The sequence below is a fragment of the Bacteroides sp. 41_26 genome (assembly GCF_949740115.1).
Classification (GTDB): domain Bacteria; phylum Bacteroidota; class Bacteroidia; order Bacteroidales; family Bacteroidaceae; genus Bacteroides; species Bacteroides nordii.
The window spans coordinates 1-18,609 of sequence record NZ_CATJGZ010000098.1 but is presented as its reverse complement, the minus strand read 5'-3'; the positions used below and the strand labels follow the sequence as shown (position 1 = coordinate 18,609).

Here is an 18,609-nt window from a genome sequence, read left to right as displayed (position 1 = left end):
AGCCCCTATTCATGAAGTATCTTCTCTATGTACTGATCATTTGCTGGCTACCTGTAGCAGTGAAAGGGCAGAGTGTTTCCGAAAAGATGAAGCGCTATCAGGACGATTCGTCTTACAAGTGCGGCAAAGCCTGTGCTTCTTCCTACGAAGAGGCAGACCGTGCAGCACTCGAAAACCTGGTCAGCCAGATCTCCGTATCCGTCAGTGCCTCGTTCTCCGAGAGCGAATCACAGATTGACAGCGGAGACCAAACCGATTACCAACGCAACATTGACAGCCGGGTGCGTTCCTTCTCTTTTGGGACTTTACCCAACGTAGGGCAGATTATCGACGAAAGCAATCCCGATGAAGTCTGTGTGCTTCGTTATGTAAAGGTGGCCGAACTCGAAGGGATCTTCAAGGAACGCGAAAACAAGATACTCGACTTCATTGCATCGGGCATGGAGGGAGAGAAGAGGTTGCAGATTGATGTGGCCTTGCGTTATTATAACTGGGCACTGACCCTGCTCATAGCCCATCCTAAATCTGTGTATCAAGAGATAGATGGGAAACGTACCAATCTGAAAGTGTGGCTGGATACTAAAATAAACAATATCTTCAATACGCTCAAAGTCGGGATAGGGGAGTGTACGGAAACCGATAATCCCATTGACCGGTATGACCTCTGCCTGCACTTCTCATACATGGATCAGGAAGTGTCCGATCTGGACTTCCACTACTTCAACGGCGAACGCTACGTAGGTCCGTGCAAAGTTCACAAAGGCATGGCGATACTCAACTTCGAACGTCTGCCCCAACGCGAACTGCGTTTGCGTTACGACTATAAGTTCGAGAACCAGGCAAAGAACTTCGACCCCGAACTGCGGGCAGTGTTGGAGACGGTCGATCCGCAGAACTTCCCTAATGCCTCCGTCAGCCTGCCGGTGAAAGACGATAAGAACAAGCCGGTTGTTTCGGCACAGGTCAGAATGTTGGAGGCCCGGGTGAATGCCGCCTCCAAAGCTGCTGTAGCCTCCATTGCCCCTCCCATCGTGGCACCGGACGTGGTGCGCCTCAAACTGAAACCATTGGCAAACAGTGCCGACTTTGCAGGTATCATGAAACAGGTAGAAACGGCTGTACGGAACGGGACCCTCGGCGAAGTACGGGCGCTTTTTACTTCCGAAGGCTATGAACTGTTTGACCAGATGTTGAGTATCGGCAACGTATCCGTAGTGGGAGAACCTGTATATACCTTTTATGATAGTGGCGGCCCTTATATAATAGGTAAGTCGCTGCCACTGAACTTCAAGTTCAAAGGGCGTGGCAACTCCTTTATGGAAGATGTCGCCTTCCGGTTCAACAAAGAACATAAGATTGCTTCTGTAGCCTTCACACTTACCAAACGCGCCGAAGACGACATCTTCAAAGCTGCCTCCAAATGGGGCGAAGCCTCCCGGTATGCCATTATGAGCTTTATGGAAGATTATCAGACGGCTTATGCCCTGAAGCGGATTGATTACATAAAAAGCATCTTCTCGGACGATGCCATTATCATCACCGGTGTGGTATGCCAGGCGGTAGGTAAGGGATTCTTTCAGGAAGGAGCCGATCCCTTGCCGGGCGGTAAAGCTCCCACTGTGCGCTACAATCGCTATACCAAAGGAGAATATATTGACAAACTGCAACGGAGTTTTGCCAGTAAAGACTTTATCCATCTCGTGTTTGAAGACAATGCCATCAAGAAGATAAATACCAATGGGGTGATTGACGGAGAGTCCTACGGTATTCAGATAAAACAGAGCTATTTCTCGGACAACTATGCCGATACGGGCTATCTGATGTTAATGCTCGATATGCGGGGAGAATACCCCATGATACGTGTCCGTGCCTGGATTCCGGAGAAAAGTGATGATGCATCGCTCGATAAATTTCTTAACCGCTTCCGTCTGGGAGGAAACTGATGATAAACCGCCGAACCGTTTATAGAAGGATGATAAAAATAAAACGATTGTCGCAACTTTTGATTGTGTTTTGCATGGCTACTGCTGCCTGTGCCCAGGATTCACTCGATGAATACCGGAAGCAGGTCCAAAGCGAATATCAGGGATTTGCCCGGGAGGCCCGGGAAGAATATACAAACTTCCGTGACCGGGCAAATGCCGAATACGGGAAATTCATGCAGGAACCCTGGCAAGCGGCGGAAGTGCTGCCTCCCGATCCGGTTCCGGTGAGGCCGGAGCCGCCAAAGCCTCAGGTGAAGAAACCCGAAACCGGTACTATTCCGCCTCGGGAATTGCCTTATGCGGAGGTAGTGTCATTGCCCGCTCCGCGCCCTGCTCCTGAACCGGTAGAGCCCATTCCCCTGCCCGAAAAGTTAACGGGAGAACTGTTTTCATTCGCTTTCTATCATACACCCTGCAAAGTACACCTGTCTGCCGGGCAAAAGTATACGTTGTCGTCAGCGGACGAGAAAGCGGTAGCCAATGCCTGGAAACGCTTGTCGGCAAGCGATTATAATGTGCTTGTAAATGACTGTCTCGAGCTTCGGCAACAACTCGCTTTGTGTGATTGGGCATACGTGAAACTGTTACAGCAATTGACGGAGAGCTATTTTGGTTCGGCAAAATCCAATGAAGCAGTTGTCATGCAGATGTTCATTCTTACGCAATCGGGATATAAAGTGCGCATAGCACGTTCTATGGATAAGAAGTTAGTATTGCTGTTACCTTCCGAATCTGATATTTACCGGTATGGTTTCCTGCGTATGGGAGGAGTGAAGTATTACCTTATTGACTCGTCTGTGAAAGAAGATGTCTTTGTCTTCGACCATGCTTTTCCAAAAGAGCAACTGTTCTCTGTTGCCATCAATGAGAAACCCCGGTTGGCAGTTCACCTTACCGGACAGCGTATGCTGACCTCCGAGGCCTATCCGATGATAAAGGTAGATGTACGAACCAATAAAAACCTGATAGACTTCTATAACACCTATCCGCTCAATAGCAACTGGGATACGTATGCGCGGGCCTCGTTGAGCGAAGAGGTGAAAAAGGATCTGTATCCGGCCTTGAAGAAAGAGTTTTCAGGAAGATCAGAGTCTGAAATAGCGAACCGGATCCTGAATCTGGTGCAGACAGCTTTTAAATACGCAACGGACGAAGAGCAGTTTGGATATGAACGCCCTCTTTTTGGAGATGAAACGATCTTTTATCCATCCAGTGACTGTGAGGACAGAGCCATCCTCTTTTCAATTTTAGTGAGTGAATTGATGGGACTTGATGTCGTTCTGCTGCATTATCCGGGGCATTTGGCTACGGCTGTCCGGTTCAAATCGGATGTGAAAGGAGACTATCTGACGGTTGACGGAACCAAATATGTGGTGTGTGATCCGACGTATATCAATGCACGCGTAGGAGAGGCCATGCCACAATTCAAAGAAGAGAAATGTACCGTAGTAAGAATATAAACAAACATAGAAGAATATGAAGAAGTTAATAATGGGGTTGTTGCTGATGATTGCAGCAGTGAGTGCATCCGCACAGTTGAAGTATGTGCCCGGTTCTTTCCGTTGCTTGAGCTTTCAGGCAAAAAACGGGGATATGGGTAAAGGAGATGTAACCTATGAGTATCTAAAGGCTCAATGGCCGATGGACGACAACGGCTCTCCGGCTGCCCTGCTCATTGTGAAATTCCGCAATATGCTCCCTGAAGAGAGCCGGAAATTTGTCACCTACTTCAGTGCAGGATGCAATAAAGCTGCGGAGGAATTTCCTGCGGCAGACAAACATCCCGAAGCCTATTGGCTATACGTCACAGCCGGCGATCTGATTGAAATCACTTTCAACAATCCCGGGCATGGTGCCTGCAAAGTAGGACCTTTCAAATTGGAAGAGAAGAAGATATACGAGATTGTGTTAGAGAATGAAAAGATGCAGGACATCTCATTCAATAGTATACCCGGAGGGGCTACGGTGATGCTCGATGGCGAATATGTGGGAGTAACCCCCTGCGAAAAGAAACAAGCGACTTATGGAAAACACACAGTAACGTTAACGCTGGATGGGTTGACAAAAGAAGAAGAGATCAATGTTTCCGACGAACGTGCTTATTTTGATTACGATATGCGTAAAACACACTCTATGAGCCTAAGCAGTGAACTGGAAGGAACTTTGCTTGAAGTAGATGGCAAGCCTTATGGAAGATTACCGCGTGCCAGTGTCATTCTTTCCTACGGACCGCATACACTGGTAGCTGTACAAGGAAATATCCGGGATACGTTGCAACTGAATGTTAACGAGCATAGCCGTATGTCTCATAATTTCTCCATGAAAGAGAAGAAAGCGGTAGCTATCTTTGCCAAATATGGTGGAGAAAATGTAGAAGCAGACATCGACATTAATAACGAACGGCTGGATAACTGCAAAACCCCTTATACGGTGAATCTTCCTTATGGAATGCACGATATTAGTGTGTCTTATATGGGGCGGTCTAATAGTAAGAGGTTTAAAGTAGGAGATAGGACATCTTCTATCTGCTCTATTGAATTGCCTGATGGAGTGACAAAAGCAAAGAGAAGTAAAGAGCTGCATACAGCGGATAGTTCTTTGGGGCAAAAACACTATTGGAATAATGTAGATAGAAAGTGGGTTATAGGAATATCGGCAGCGGCCGTATATAAGAATTTAGTCGATTTTAGTACAATAGGGTGTCAGGTTGGTGTACGGGCACGAACGAACTTTGGTAAATCAAAATTAGGACTATATACTGGTGCCTTTTATGAATACTCTACAGGAGTTAATCTTATGTCGGGTGAAGCAGACCAACATGCCTTTTATGTTCCTGCTCATTTGAACTGGCGCGCCAGTAAAATCTTTAACCTTTCGGCAGGAATAGGGCTTAATTATGATGAAATGAGTTTCACAAGTGGTTACTCTGGTGGCTCCACAGGGAGCCTTGATTACTATTGTGGTCAATTGTCATTGCTTGGAGAGGTCGGTTGCAATGTGCAGCTGAAAAAGTTCCTACTTGAATTCCAATGCTCTTATGGAGGAAATGTTGTAGTAATCGAAGGTGACGGAGGTAGCCTGTTAAAACTCTCTTTAGGACTTTCTTATGCATTCTAAATAGCGAATTGTTGCAACTTTGTACCTATGTTATTTGTTATTACTGTGAATTGGTTCGCCATAGAGGAAGTAGAGAGCACAGAACTTTAATTGTTTTTAAATCAATCAGATAATAACTCTGTGCCCTTTGCGTCCTCTGTGGTGAACCGATTCACAGTATTATCAACTAAGTCCTAACATTCGCTTTCCACTGATAGTCGTTATTGTCGTTTAGCATAACTTCCGGTGTGGAAAGCACAAATAGAAACAAGTATGAAAACCATTTCTTCCCTCATCGTAGCTCTTGTACTTTCAATCGCTGCCGCTGCGCAGAGCAACTCTTTCTATGACTTCGCCGTAACCACTATTGATGGTAAACCCTATAATCTCTCTCAACTGAAAGGGAAAAAAGTTCTGGTCGTAAATGTTGCTTCAAAGTGCGGACTCACCCCGCAATATGCAGAGCTACAGGAGTTATACGATCAATATAAAGACGATGGCTTTGTTATCATCGGCTTTCCTGCCAATAACTTTATGGGGCAGGAACCGGGAACTAATGAAGAGATTGCTACATTCTGTACGCTGAACTATGATGTCACCTTTCCGATGATGGCGAAGATCTCAGTGAAAGGTAAAAACATAGCTCCCCTCTATCAATGGTTGACAGAAAAGAAACTGAACGGAGTGCAAGATGCCCCCGTGCAATGGAATTTTCAGAAGTTTATGATTGATGAGAACGGAAATTGGGTAGGAATGGTGCCTCCTAAAAAAAGTCCGTTCTCAGAAACTATCGTTCAGTGGATAGAAAAGAAATAACGATCATAACTTGTCGAAAGAGACGCGCTTGAATTCTCCTTCAAAGTTAGGAGTAAATATCCCTTTTCCTATATGCTCTTTTATCTCTTCTAAGGTCCAGAAGCGTCCGCCATCCAGCTCATCGCTGGGGTGGATGTCTCCGTCGTATACCGTTTTGTACACAAAAACCAGTTCGCGTTCGCGGGCGGATTCAAAAACATAACAGGTCAGGTGTTCCGGTATAAAATCTGTAATGCCTAACTCTTCCCGAACCTCGCGTTTCAGTGCTATTTCTACGCTTTCGCCCAAATCTACATGGCCACCTACGGCCGTATCCCACTTGCCCGGTTGGATATCCTTCCATTTGGGGCGTTTCTGTAAGTACAAATCTCCTTTACTATTGAATACGTGCAGGTGCACTACCGGATGAAGCAGTTTACTTCCACTGTGGCACTCGCCGCGGGTAGCGGCTCCGGTGATATTTCCTTCCTCATCAACGATGGGAAACATCTCTTCATTATTATCGTTTTGCATGATTAAATGAATTAACTTTTTCAGGGTATCAGTAACGATGAATCTCCGTAACTAAGGAAACGGAAGTCATGATCCAGGGCATAGTCATAAATCGTCCGCCAGTTTCCTTTTACAAAAGCCGAAACCAACAACAACAGTGTGCTTTGTGGTTGGTGGAAGTTGGTGACCATTGCTTTTACTATCTTATAGTTGTATCCGGGTGCAATAATGATTTGAGTACTGGTGTGCAGAGCTTCCATACCGTTGCGATCTAAATATCCTAAAATCTTTTGCAGGGCAACTGTTGACGGAATCTCATCATACTTTTCATAAGGTTGCCACTGTCGCACGTGCAGTTCTTCTTCCGTAGCTCGTGGGTTGGCAGCCAATGTCACTCCGATGTGGTATAGACTTTCTAAAGTTCGCACAGAAGTGGTTCCTACAGCGATGGCACAACCGTTATGATCGATAAGTTTTTTGATGGTTGAGCGTGACACGGATATGTATTCCGTATGCATCTCGTGCCCCTCGATTTCTTCACTTTTCACCGGCTTGAAAGTCCCGGCACCCACATGCAATGTCAGTTCTTCAAGGTCTATACCCTTTTCGCAAAGGGCATCCAGTACCCGCGGTGTGAAGTGGAGCCCGGCTGTTGGGGCGGCCACAGAACCTTTAATCTTTGAATATACCGTTTGGTAAGTCTCTTTATCACTCTCCTGTGTCTCTCTGTTCAGATATGGGGGGATCGGTAATTCTCCGAACACTTCCAGAATATCAGCAAAAGTAACTTCCGGATTGTCCCATGAGAAGTTTATCCAATGGCTTGTACCATGACATTCGCCACGTGTAGCGGTAAGCATAAGTGTATGTCCTTTTACAGTCATTTCCCGACGTAATGCACCCTCTTTCCATTTCTTCAGATTACCAATCATGCAGAGCCATGCGGCATGCCGGGTCTGCTGGAAGTTTAATACGTAGTCATTCGGCTGGATCGGTTCAAGGCAAAATACTTCTATCAGTGCTCCTGTTTCTTTACGAAAATGCAGGCGGGCCTGGATGACTTTCGTATTATTGAATATCATCAGACTACCTTCTGTCAGATATTCAGGAAGGGATGTAAAGACATCTTCTGTAACCTCGCCACGACGGTAAACAAGTAGCTTGGATTGATCGCGCACCGGGAGAGGGAATTTGGCAATACGTTCATCCGGCAAGGGATAGTTGTATTCGCTAATACGGATATGTTTTGGGTTTTCTTTCATCTTTTCTTTCATTGCGACCGCAAAAGTAACTATATTTGCCCTAATTTGTAGATTGTAAATGGTAAATTGTAAATATAAAGATGAAAATAGGTGATAAAGTACGTTTCCTCAGCGAAGTAGGCGGAGGAATTGTGAAAGGTTTCCAGGGAAAAGACATCGTTTTGGTAGAAGATGCAGACGGGTTTGATATCCCGATGCCGATGCGTGAATGTGTGGTGATTGATACGGACGATTATAATATGAAAAGAAAAGCAGCTCCTGCTCCCTCAAAAGCCGAAGAACCGGCTAAGCCAATGAAACCGGAGATGCCCGCGGTGCAACGTCAACCCGAAACGCGTGGTGGTGATATGCTTAATGTGATGCTGGCTTTTGTGCCCGAAGATGTGAAAGCTATCAGCAGTACTTCTTTTGAGGCTTATCTGGTGAATGATAGCAATTACTATCTCTATTATACATACCTCAGTGCCGAAGGAAAGGCATGGAAAGTTCGTTCACACGGGTTAGTAGATCCTAATACAAAGCTCTTTCTGGAAGATTTTGCTAAAGATGTGTTGAATGAGATGGAACGTGTTGCCGTACAATTCATTGCTTTTAAAGATGGTAAGACTTTTGCAATGAAACCCGCCGTTAGTGTGGAATTACGTATTGATACGGTGAAATTCTATAAACTGCATACTTTCCGCGAGTCAGATTTCTTTGAAGAACCGGCTCTGGTGTATGATATCGTAACGAATGATGTGCCTGTCAAACAGGTCTATGTTTCTGCAGAAGATATTCAAGTGGCTTTATTGCAGAAAAAAGAGGTGGAGAAACCCAGATCACAACCGATAGTCAAACGTAGCAGCTCGAATGGTATTATAGAAATAGATCTCCATATTAATGAATTGTTGGATGATGCACATGGTATGAGTAACAGTGAAATCTTGAATTATCAGCTGGATAAATTCCGTGAGGTAATGGAGAGGTATAAGGGTAAACGCGAACAGAAAATCGTTTTCATTCACGGTAAGGGTGATGGAGTGCTCCGGAAAGCTTTGCTTGACGAATTGAAACGTAAATACAGTACCTGCCGTTATCAGGATGCTTCCTTTCAGGAATATGGTTTCGGGGCGACATTGGTGACTATCCGGTGATGAAGGTAACAGCACCTGAAGATAGATAAAAAAAAGAGTGCCGACAGATAAAACTGTTGACACTCTTTTTACATTTATATAATAATCATTTTACTTGTTCAGCTCGATACCTTTATTTTTCAAGGTAATGTTCAGTAATGCTGCATATTTGCTATACTGTTCATTTGTGAGCGTTCTTTTCATCAATTTCAAGTTTCCGTAAATTGCATTGTGCAATTTTGCTTCCTTATTCTTTTTAGCTGAGGCAGCCCGGCTCATTTGTTCTGTGAAATATTCACAGATATTAGAGACCTCTTCGCTCTGCATTGAATTCAGATTCAAATATTGACTTAACTTATTTACATTGATGTTACCTTCCCATTTTGCAGTAGTAGGTTGGTTTCCTGCTGCAAAAGTAGTCGCAGCCAGGCAGAGTACTGCCACTAATGTTAATCCTAATCTTTTCATAATACCTACTTTTTAATTGTTATACCTAAAAACTAATCCTAAAACTAAATCTAATACCTATTGAAAACCGACTTAAGCGCTTAGTCTTTCTTTTTACCTATGCAAATATAAGGATATGTTTTAGAACATAAAAGAAGTTGAGGAGTAAAGTATGCTATATAACATCATTTCTTGATGTAGATCAAGAATATGCTAATAAAAAGAGTGAAATAGAGGAGATTTTGTAATCTAATTGTAATATGTTTGCCTACACGGAACAGAATAATGTTACGAGAAAGGGCACGCTGAAGTCTACTATAAAACCATGAAATATGGAAACGATCACAAATTCTTTTCCGCAGCAGCGGGTTATGATCGGAAGGGTAGTATCCATTGTTGTGGCACCACCTGCAGAAATGGGTGCGAGGCGTCCAAAGTATCTGACTAATAATGGGGCACAAAGCAGAGCGATAATTTCGCGTATGATGTTTGATAAGAGTGCGATAGTACCTAACTCCGGGCCTTTATATTCAGTGATAAAGATACTGGAAAGAGAGTAATAACCAAATCCTGCACCTACTGCCATACAATCGGCCGGTGAACGATGGCTCAGGAACAGACTGACTACAGCACAGCCAGCTAATGTTCCTAATATGGTCATGATGGGAAGAAACACCAGTCGTGGGTTGAGCGAACGGAAGCTTTTCAGTGTATTAGGATCATTGCCAATGCTGACGCCTACACAAAACATGAGTGCGCACAAGGCGTAATAACTTAGTTTGCTATGTATGAAATCAGATGGAATCAGGTGGTATAAGCCACAAAGGGTGCCCACAACGAAGAATGAGACTATGATGAGACTACCTTTCATTGTTTTATCTCCTTTCTATACCTTATATATATAAAGTACCACAATGCCCATGCCGCCAATACACTTCCTGCAACAGCACCCAGTGTGATAATGATGGCTTCCAGCCCGATGGTATGCAATCCTTTGATGATGGTTTCATTTCCTCCTACATCAATGCCCAGTAGAAAAAGCAGTAACCATATCAATAGTGTGATAACTTTATGAATCCATGAAAGCTTTTTACTGCGTAGCAGATAGCCGGTGAGCATCCCGGTGAGCATTATTCCTATGATAGTGAACATATCTTTTACATTATTAGGCTGCAAAGATACTATTTTCTCAGGATGCAGCCAGTATCAAGTTTAATTCCTGACAGATATTTTCTACTATTTCTTTGGTTGCTATTGAAAGACATTCGGTCATGGTACGCAGACAAATTTCGTTGGCCTGAACGGAATTTTCGTATCCACGGTCGGGGGCTTGTTGCCGGTAATGGACGGTATAGGTTTTGTCCAGCAGGCAATCGTCTCCTCTTGATAAACGTACAACAATGGATAAGTCGGTATTGGCATCATTGGCACGATGATTGGGGAAAGTGATGTATTCACCACCGAACCACAGGTAACTGCTTTCTTTCAGTTTTACTCCGGAGTAGGTTTCATTATGAAGTATTTTCACTTTCAGGCTTAATGCAGAGTCGGGTAGGGCAGTTGGAATACTGTCTCCTAATAGCTCTCTGGGCATTCGGCGTGCATTTTTCCTGACGGGGCGCACAGGAGATGGTTTCAGGATGAAATCGGGAGTATTACATTCGGTCAGCAAAGCTTCGGTGAGAAATTCACGATAAGTTTGTGTCAGCGAGCCTTCACCCAGGCGGACGTTGAAGCGGTTGGTTTCGTAGATATAGAGGAGTAGAGGAACGGCAAATCCTCCTCTTTTTTTCACTGTGGTATAGTAGTCCAGATTGGAGTAGTCAATAAAGTCCAGATATACGGTTCGTTTGGCTTCTCCCTGATAAGCGGGAGAGGTAAGTTCGTAAAACAGATCGGACTTCATTGGGTTTATCTCCTTCTGCATGCTCCGGCTACTACGGCAGGAACAGAGGAGAAGGCTGGTCAGGAGTAATAGATAGATGGTCTTCATGGCTTTTAATAAGGATTATATTGGTCATATTCTTCATCGGATATGTTGATTTTTACACTTGTTTCTGTACTGATACTTACAATGCCAAGTCCTCCATGAACATTGCTGGCAAAAGTGACAGGTTCCATGGTTACGTCATCTGCAAAGTCCGATTCGCTAAGATTCAGTGCTTTTAAATACTGGAAATCCGTTTCACTGATACTAAGTATCCGGACGTAAGTATCTAGTGTTCTCCGCGTGACATCGTGGGATTCAAAGAGATAGGGCCAGCTATCTGAGCCGGATGGATACACTGTCATTGTGTACGACTGTCCGGAGAAGCGGCTGTCATCGAATACTCCATATATGTTCTGGGCTTGTTCAAACATGCCGTTTTCATCATCTTCAGAGGTGGTGGGATGTCCGTCTGTCAATACTACATCTTCACGAGGGAGCATTCGGAAATTTTGTTGTGTAAGTACTGTATCTTTTAGTGCCAGGCTGCCGCTTATTGTACCCCGTCTGTACATGGTTGCATACAGTGTGTAACGACGTTCCAGAACGAGACGATAGTAGTTCTTTTCGTCCGGACGGTCTGAGAAGGTGATACGGTAGCGAAGCAACCGGTTGTAATAGTTACCATATTCACAGACAAGAGCAGTAGCGGTATCTACTTTTTCTATAGGCATTGGTGGTTGCGGCACTACTACTTCTGCCCAGGCATGAAATTCTCCGTCTCCGGTGCGGGCATCAATACGTACTTTGTCTCCCGGATGAAATTTGGTGGTGATGAGGAAACGTTTCTGTAAGGATACAAAATCTCCGGTGGGGATAGGTATTGCTTGGGGTGTTTCCACCAATACATCGTTTACCCGCACTTCTACACTGGCATTGGTGACGTCGCTTATAACATATTGCCCTGTTTTATTCAGGTAGAGTATGTTATTTGTGCTGTCGGCATTGATCAATGCGTTCATTATCAGTTTGGGTGGACGGGCGGCTTTATTGAAGTCTATTTCGTTTTCGCAACTGCAGATGAATATTATTAGCATAAGAAGTGGAAGTATGTATCTTGTTGTCATAATGCTCAAAATTTATAGGTGTAAGTTACTGAAGGAACACAGGGTAATAACGTTAATTTGGTGATCTTTCGTTTGGCTGGTATGTATTGAAGATATACCTTTCCATCTTCCTGGTTTTTGATATAAGAGGTATATCCTCCGGAGTTATTACTGTATATCATTGTTGGATTCATGGCATTGTAAGCGTTGTAAAGGCTTATATTCCAGGTGCGTACTCCATGTTTGGTCTTTTTGTTGAAGTTTACTCCTATGTTCAACCGGTGGCTGGCAGGCAATCTGTAGTTATTGCGTTTCTCTATGTAATCTTTTTGCTGTATGGCATCCTCTCCCGGGCGGATGATGGCAGTAACTTCTTCGGCAATCGTAGCTGTGCCTCCTGTAGAGAATATCCATGAAGCGCCTATATCAATCCGGTTGTTGAACTTATGATTTACCACCAGGCTCAGGTTGTGGCGGCGGTCGTATTTATAGGGAAACCGTTCTCCGTTGTTGATACCTCCTACGGCAAACTTCCGGTCACTTTTGGCCAGTGTGTAGGCTATCCAGCCGGTTGTTTTTCCAGTAGTTTTCTGTGCCATGAACTCTATTCCCATGGAACGTCCTTTACCCATCTCTACTTTGTTTTCCCATCCGGAAGAAGAGCCAAGGAAACTGACTCCTTCTTTGTATTCCAGTACGTTACGCATCTGTTTATAATATCCTTCTACAGAAAATTCCCAGCCTGGAAGTCCCGTGTAGTAGCTTCCCAATGAATATTGGTGGGCTTGCATCGGTTTTATTTTGCTGGTTACAGGCACCCAAAGATCTGTGGGCATAGAGATGGGAGTGGAGGAGAGCAGATGTATGTATTGGCTCATTTTTGTATAAGAAGCTTTTAGGGCGGTATGTCTGGTCAGCTGATACCGGGCTGAAACACGTGGTTGAGCCGAGAAATAGTTTCTCTTCTGTACCCGGAACATCGATAAGTGCAGCCCTACATTCATACGTAGCCGTGAACCTATGTCGAAATTATCTTCTATATAGGCAGATACTTCGTGTGCCTGGATTGTACTGTTGGAGATACTGTTGTAGAGGGTATCCTGTTTGGTTATTCCATCTTCCTTTTCCTGTATTTTGGAGGTAGCTACTTCCGGGCGGAAATCGTGATGGAGATACCCTGCGCCAAATTTGATATGATGGGCAGGCGTGGGGTTATAGTCGAAATCTATCAGGTAACTCCAGTCGCAGATGCCCGAGTGGTAGTTGGAGTGGTAATTACTCTCACTTGTGCTTTCAATGAGATCTGTTTTTGTGTATACTGTAGAGTTAGCATCCATCCGGTACTTGTTGTAAGCTACGGTGGTGTTACTGAATAGTTTCTGGTTGAATATATAGTTCCAGCGGGCGGTAGCGATAGTGTTTCCCCAGTTGAGTGACATCTTGTCTTTGTACATTGATGAAGAAGAATCCGTTGTTTTAAAATAATAACTGTCCTTTCCGTTGTAGAAGTTCAGAAACAGGCGGCTTCTGTCTGAGAACCGGTGGTTGATTTTAGCATTTATATCGTAGAAGTAATAGCTTATTTTATCATCTTTCGGCATGAAAGGTTTCGCTATCAAATCTATATAAGAACGGCGTGCCGAAATATTAAAGGATGTTTTGTCCCGGATGATTGGTCCTTCCAACTGGATTTTGCTGGAAAGAAGTCCTACACTGAGCGTGCCGTGATATTTCTTCATATCTCCGTCATTGCTACGCACATCTACCACTGACGAAAGCCGCCCACCGAAGCGGGCGGGAAAGGAACTCTTGAAAAGTGTTACTTTTTTCACTGCTTCCGGCGTAAAAACAGAGAAGAAACCGAACAGGTGGTCTACATTGTATACCGGTACACCGTCCAGCAGGATAAGATTCTGGTCCGGGCCGCCGCCACGTACATACAGTCCGGCGGATCCTTCTACACCTGCCTGTACGCCAGGCATCAGTTGAATGGTTTTCATCACATCGGCCTCTCCCAGAATACTGGGAGTATTCTTGATTTGTGCAATAGGTATTTCCTGGGCTCCCATTTGCGTGGCGGTTATGCCTGCTTCTGCTTTGTCGGATACAATGACCACCTCTTCCAGCTGGTTGTTGTCTTGCATGAGAACGTTGATCAGAGTGTCTTTACTCAATTCGAGTTTGTACTGTCGGGTGGTGTATCCCAGATATGAAAAACTTAGTTCTGTCTCTCCTGCGGGTAAAGTGATGCTATAAAAACCGTAAGGATTGGTAGTAGTGCCTTGCTGTTGACGACTCTCAAGGATGTTAGCGCCAATCAACGTCTCGGAGGACGTTCCGTCTGTCACATATCCGCTGATAGTGAACTTGCGGCTTACAGGTTTTTGTTTTTTCTTTTGCAAAAGGATGTGCCGTCCGGTTATCTGGTATTTTACGGGTTCATTGGCAAAGGCCAGATCGAGTATCTCCGGTATTGTTTTTTGTTTGACATCGAGTGTGATGCGGTGGTTAATCTTCACTTCTTCTCCATAAATGAAAGAGAAACCGGTGGAGTTTTCTATTCGTTTGACGAACTCTTCCAGTGTGGCATTGCGAATGCTGAACGAAAGTTTTGTTTCAGCTTTCTGTGCCTGTGTCTGTAATGCGAAAAGAAGCACTCCGCCTATCAGCATCAGGCTTTTTATAAGAGATATATGTATATGTTTCATGATTGATCAGTTTTGAATGTATTTCACCACAGAGTAACACAGAGTTCCACCGAGTTTAAATCTTTGATGAAACGCGGATGATCGCATAAACGCAGATTAAAAGACTGTGGATCTTTATTATCTATTTGTTTCCCTTTGCGAAAATCTGCGTTCATCTGCGTTTTAATAAATCATCGCTTGTCGCACCTCCCCGTGCGGGAAGCACTCCAGCTATTGCTTTGCATTGATAATTATACCTTTATCGTTTCGTTTGTACTCAAAATCTCTTCCTTGCTGTAGCAGATACAGGATTTCTTCGAGGCTTTCTCCGTTGCTGAATCGTGCTGTAAGGTGGTAGTTGTACAATGCTTCATTTTCAATTTTTATTTCTACTCCGAATGAATTACTGAGTTCCCGGACGATTTGTTGTAGAGGCAGATGGTTGAAAATGAATGATCCGCTTCGCCAGGCTATTTCTTCGGCAGCATTTTGGGGTGTTGCAAGGGTCAGACTTCCGTTTTCCTTATTATATATAGCACTTTCATTAGGGTGTAATATAATACGTTCCGGGTTGTTGGCAATGGTTACAGCTACAGACCCTTCAAACAGAGTTGTTTTTACTTCCGGATCATTGGGGTAGGATTCTATGTTGAAGTGAGTACCCAACACCTGCACTCTGATGGCTTCGGCCCGTACGATGAACGGATGTTTTGCATTCTTGCTTACCTCAAAATAGCCTTCGCCATTTAGCGTTACCTCGCGTCGTTTTCCGCGAAAACGTTCCGGATAGGTCAGTGAAGAGAAGTGGTTGAGCGTCACCTTCGTTCCGTCCGGGAGCTGTATGCTCCTGCATTCGGCAAAAGTGGAGACGGTTTGCATGTCCACCGGACCCATATAGTCATATGCCAGCCAGCTCATCACGCAAAGTAAGATAACTGCTGCCGCTGCTGAGAATATTTGCATGCCCCTCATCCCGAAGGTGCGTTTATTAAGGGCAGGCAGCCGTCTTTCCAACAATTTGTAACTCTCTTCTGCCGAAAACCGTCCTCTTGGAGAACGGGTAGAGGCTATGAGCTTTTCGAGTATTTTCTCTGCTTCTGTTTCTGTATATTTCATTCTGTTTTTGAATAATATGCCAATGCCTAAACATCGCCTGTCGCACCTCCCCGTGCGGGAAGCACCTTTATTTGGGCATCAGTTCAATAGCCAGTTTGGATGTTTGCCCACCTTTCCACAGTGGTGTACAGCTTATCTGGATGACTTGCCCTCTGATAGCCTTCTTCGGAGAGAGTACGATGGTTGTCTTTGCTTCTTTCTTCCCGGCTTTTATAGTCAGCCGGTCGTTGGTCAGCTTATAAATCGTACCTATCCCTGGTATGTTGGACTGGTGAATGTTTAGTTTAACTTCTCTGTCTTCTTTCTTTTTGTCAACGGCAATTACTTTTACTTCCAACGTTTCTTCCTGATTGGCCGGGTCGTAATAGTAGGTTTGTGTTGAGCGCTCAAACCCTACATAGTTTGTAGGATAGTCTTTTTTCTTGTTGTCGCATGCCAGCAACAAGAGGCTTGCCAACAGTGTCATGGCTGCCTGAGAATAGAATCTTTTCATACGTCAGTCTATTTTTGATTAAAAACATTATTCACTCATAAAGACAGGCGTCTTTGACGGATTCCCTATGCCGTTCTGGTAAATAAATGTTAATCTATCTCGGCACGTATGATCATCTCTTTCAGGCGTCCGGTTGCTTTCTGTAGCTGGGCGTCTACAGTTTTGGTGCTGATGCCCAATTCTTCTGCCACCTGAGCATAACTTTGTTTCTCTTCGCGTATGCGTATAAACACTTCCCGGCAACGTTGAGGCAGGCGGTCCAGTGCTTTCACATAACGGGCAAAAAGCTCTTCGCTGATCAATTCTTCTTCTGGCGAACGGGAAGAGTCCTCTGTTTCATCGGGTAGTTCATGGCTTGTGAGGGTATCCCGTCTCATCTCCTTCTCCAGATAATTGAGGGATGCATTTTTGACAAGGATAAAGCAATAGTCTTCAATGTTTCTCACTTCAGGGAGTGTGCTGCGTTGCTCCCAAAGTTTTAGAAACACATCGAGTACAATCTCCTGTGCCCACTCTTCCCGTTTCACATAATAATAGGCAATGCGGAACAGGCGGTCGTACGTCAGGTCATAAAAACGGCGGAAGGCAGTTTGAGAACTCCATTCCTTCATCTGCCGTAGTAGTTTTCGTACTTCTGATTCGGTCATGATGAGAGTATTTGTTTTATTCTTCTACTTTAAGTAAGTCGCTCATGATACTGTCGGATATAAATATCCCTTTGCGGGTGAGGCGTAGATTGTCTCCTCTCTCTTCCAGCATGCCGTTTTTAATAGAATGGGCGGCCATGTTGAGGCAATATTGCCACAGTTCTGTACCGAACTCTTCTTTTAACTTTGTCAGTGAAAGCCCCTGGCTGGTACGTATGGAAGTGATGATACATTCATTGTATCGTGTGGTAGTATCCAGAATCTCTGTTTCGCAAGCCCGTTCTCCGCTTTCAATTCCCTGGAGATATTTATTGAGGGAAGCTATGTTCCATTCTCGTTCACGACGGTTGAATGAGTGCGCCGAAGGGCCGCAACCCAGATAAGGAATTCCCTGCCAATACGAGGTGTTGTGCCGTGAATGGTATCCCGGACGGCAGAAGTTGGATATCTCATAATGCTCATACCCGGCTGTCGTGAGCCGGTCAATGAGGCTGGAGAAGAAGTATACGCTGCTTTCCTCATCTACTTCGCTGACGCGGTGTTGTTGCAACATCTTATATATAGGTGTACCCTCTTCATAGATCAGGTGGTAGGCAGAGATATGTTCCGGGTTCAGTGCGATAGCCTGTGTCAGATCGTGTTCCCAGCGTTCTGCCGTTTCTCCGGGCAGTCCGTAGATGAGGTCGATGCTGATATTCCGGAATCCAGCTTCCCGGCAACGCTCTATGGCAGTGATTGCTTGTGCCGCTGTGTGCCGGCGGTTGAGCAAGCGCAGGGTCGCTTCGTCGAAAGTCTGCAACCCCATACTGATACGGTTGAAAGGCAACTTGGTAAGCGTTTGCACATATTGCGGAGTGAGATCGTCCGGATTGGCCTCTAAAGTGATTTCTTGCACCTGCTTTATTCCGTAAGTTTTTTCAATGGTGTCAAAAACTTGTTGAAAATCTTCTCCGGAAAGCTGCGATGGAGTACCGCCTCCAAAGTAGATTGTCTCTATGGGTTCCCCTTGCAGGTATTGCCGGCGTATCTCCAATTCGCGGCAAAGGGCGTGGATGTATCTCTCTTTGAGTTCACTGCGTGTGGTAGAATAGAAATCACAGTAGATACAACGGGTTTTACAAAAAGGAATATGAATGTAGATACCTGCCATAGTCTGGTTATGTTGTTTAGTCCGCAAAAGTAAGATTTTAGGTTCATAAAGTGGTTATTGTGTGTGAGGATTTAACTATTTACTATACCTGTTAGTGGAATTGATTTAAAACTGATCCGATATGAATCAGTTCACCACAGAGGACACGGAGGGCTCAGAGTTTTAAATCTTTATTGAAACGCGGATGATCGCAGATGAACGCAGATTAAAAAACTGTAGTTCTTTATTTTATCGTTATTTCCCTTTGCGAAAATCTGCGTTCATCTGCGTTTC

The 18,609-nt window shown here is 44.5% G+C and carries 17 protein-coding genes; 5 read left to right on the top strand and 12 right to left on the bottom strand.

Annotated features, from left to right (window positions below):
* Positions 1-11: 11 nt before the first annotated feature.
* The 4 genes from QX565_RS15130 to QX565_RS15115 all read left to right on the top strand — a co-directional run bounded on the left by QX565_RS15130 (position 12) and on the right by QX565_RS15115 (position 5,897).
* The gene (locus tag QX565_RS15130; RefSeq protein WP_289293327.1) at positions 12-1,943 is read left to right on the top strand and encodes a hypothetical protein; all 1,932 of its coding nucleotides are present in this window, start codon (positions 12-14) and stop codon (positions 1,941-1,943) included.
* 29 nt (positions 1,944-1,972) lie between these two features.
* Positions 1,973-3,445 (top strand): hypothetical protein, encoded by a 1,473-nt coding sequence (locus QX565_RS15125; RefSeq protein ID WP_289293326.1) that lies wholly within the window; start codon positions 1,973-1,975, stop codon positions 3,443-3,445.
* 16 nt (positions 3,446-3,461) lie between these two features.
* On the top strand, positions 3,462-5,102 hold the full coding sequence (locus tag QX565_RS15120; protein WP_221649499.1) for a PEGA domain-containing protein: 1,641 nt from the start codon (positions 3,462-3,464) through the stop codon (positions 5,100-5,102).
* A 252-nt stretch (positions 5,103-5,354) separates the two neighbouring features.
* Positions 5,355-5,897 (top strand): glutathione peroxidase, encoded by a 543-nt coding sequence (locus QX565_RS15115; protein ID WP_025868051.1) that lies wholly within the window; start codon positions 5,355-5,357, stop codon positions 5,895-5,897.
* 3 nt (positions 5,898-5,900) lie between these two features.
* Here QX565_RS15115 and QX565_RS15110 read toward each other — a convergent pair whose 3' ends face one another.
* Both QX565_RS15110 and QX565_RS15105 read right to left on the bottom strand, forming a co-directional pair.
* Positions 5,901-6,410: an NUDIX hydrolase gene (locus QX565_RS15110; protein WP_221649500.1), complete on the bottom strand. Its 510-nt coding sequence runs from the start codon at positions 6,408-6,410 to the stop codon at positions 5,901-5,903.
* 20 nt (positions 6,411-6,430) lie between these two features.
* Complete coding sequence (locus QX565_RS15105) at positions 6,431-7,651, bottom strand: S-adenosylmethionine:tRNA ribosyltransferase-isomerase (protein ID WP_289293325.1); 1,221 nt, start codon at positions 7,649-7,651, stop codon at positions 6,431-6,433.
* 80 nt (positions 7,652-7,731) lie between these two features.
* Between QX565_RS15105 and QX565_RS15100 the strand changes: the two genes are divergently transcribed.
* Positions 7,732-8,784: a DUF2027 domain-containing protein gene (locus QX565_RS15100; protein ID WP_289293324.1), complete on the top strand. Its 1,053-nt coding sequence runs from the start codon at positions 7,732-7,734 to the stop codon at positions 8,782-8,784.
* Positions 8,785-8,874: 90 nt separating this feature from the next.
* Here QX565_RS15100 and QX565_RS15095 read toward each other — a convergent pair whose 3' ends face one another.
* The 10 genes from QX565_RS15095 to hemW form a co-directional block, all read right to left on the bottom strand.
* A complete protein-coding gene (locus QX565_RS15095; protein ID WP_221649503.1) occupies positions 8,875-9,231 on the bottom strand; it encodes a hypothetical protein in 357 nt (118 codons plus the stop codon).
* A 247-nt stretch (positions 9,232-9,478) separates the two neighbouring features.
* A complete protein-coding gene (locus tag QX565_RS15090) occupies positions 9,479-10,081 on the bottom strand; it encodes a LysO family transporter (RefSeq protein WP_221649504.1) in 603 nt (200 codons plus the stop codon).
* Positions 10,078-10,362, bottom strand: a complete 285-nt coding sequence (locus tag QX565_RS15085) for a LysO family transporter (protein ID WP_002562550.1) — start codon at positions 10,360-10,362, stop codon at positions 10,078-10,080. The genes QX565_RS15090 and QX565_RS15085 overlap by 4 nt, the downstream gene beginning before the upstream one ends.
* A gap of 37 nt (positions 10,363-10,399) precedes the next feature.
* Positions 10,400-11,203, bottom strand: a complete 804-nt coding sequence (locus QX565_RS15080; RefSeq protein WP_278598987.1) for a hypothetical protein — start codon at positions 11,201-11,203, stop codon at positions 10,400-10,402.
* Positions 11,204-11,208: 5 nt separating this feature from the next.
* The gene (locus QX565_RS15075) at positions 11,209-12,264 is read right to left on the bottom strand and encodes a DUF4249 domain-containing protein (RefSeq protein ID WP_289293323.1); all 1,056 of its coding nucleotides are present in this window, start codon (positions 12,262-12,264) and stop codon (positions 11,209-11,211) included.
* Between the two features lie 5 nt (positions 12,265-12,269).
* Positions 12,270-14,951, bottom strand: coding sequence for a TonB-dependent receptor (locus QX565_RS15070; RefSeq protein WP_289293321.1), 2,682 nt, complete (start codon positions 14,949-14,951; stop codon positions 12,270-12,272).
* A 210-nt stretch (positions 14,952-15,161) separates the two neighbouring features.
* Complete coding sequence (locus tag QX565_RS15065) at positions 15,162-16,046, bottom strand: FecR family protein (RefSeq protein ID WP_289293320.1); 885 nt, start codon at positions 16,044-16,046, stop codon at positions 15,162-15,164.
* A gap of 67 nt (positions 16,047-16,113) precedes the next feature.
* Positions 16,114-16,539, bottom strand: coding sequence for a hypothetical protein (locus QX565_RS15060; protein ID WP_221649510.1), 426 nt, complete (start codon positions 16,537-16,539; stop codon positions 16,114-16,116).
* An 89-nt stretch (positions 16,540-16,628) separates the two neighbouring features.
* Positions 16,629-17,186, bottom strand: coding sequence for an RNA polymerase sigma-70 factor (locus tag QX565_RS15055; RefSeq protein WP_289293319.1), 558 nt, complete (start codon positions 17,184-17,186; stop codon positions 16,629-16,631).
* Positions 17,187-17,202: 16 nt separating this feature from the next.
* Complete coding sequence (gene hemW, locus QX565_RS15050; protein WP_289293342.1) at positions 17,203-18,336, bottom strand: radical SAM family heme chaperone HemW; 1,134 nt, start codon at positions 18,334-18,336, stop codon at positions 17,203-17,205.
* Positions 18,337-18,609 lie beyond the last annotated feature (273 nt).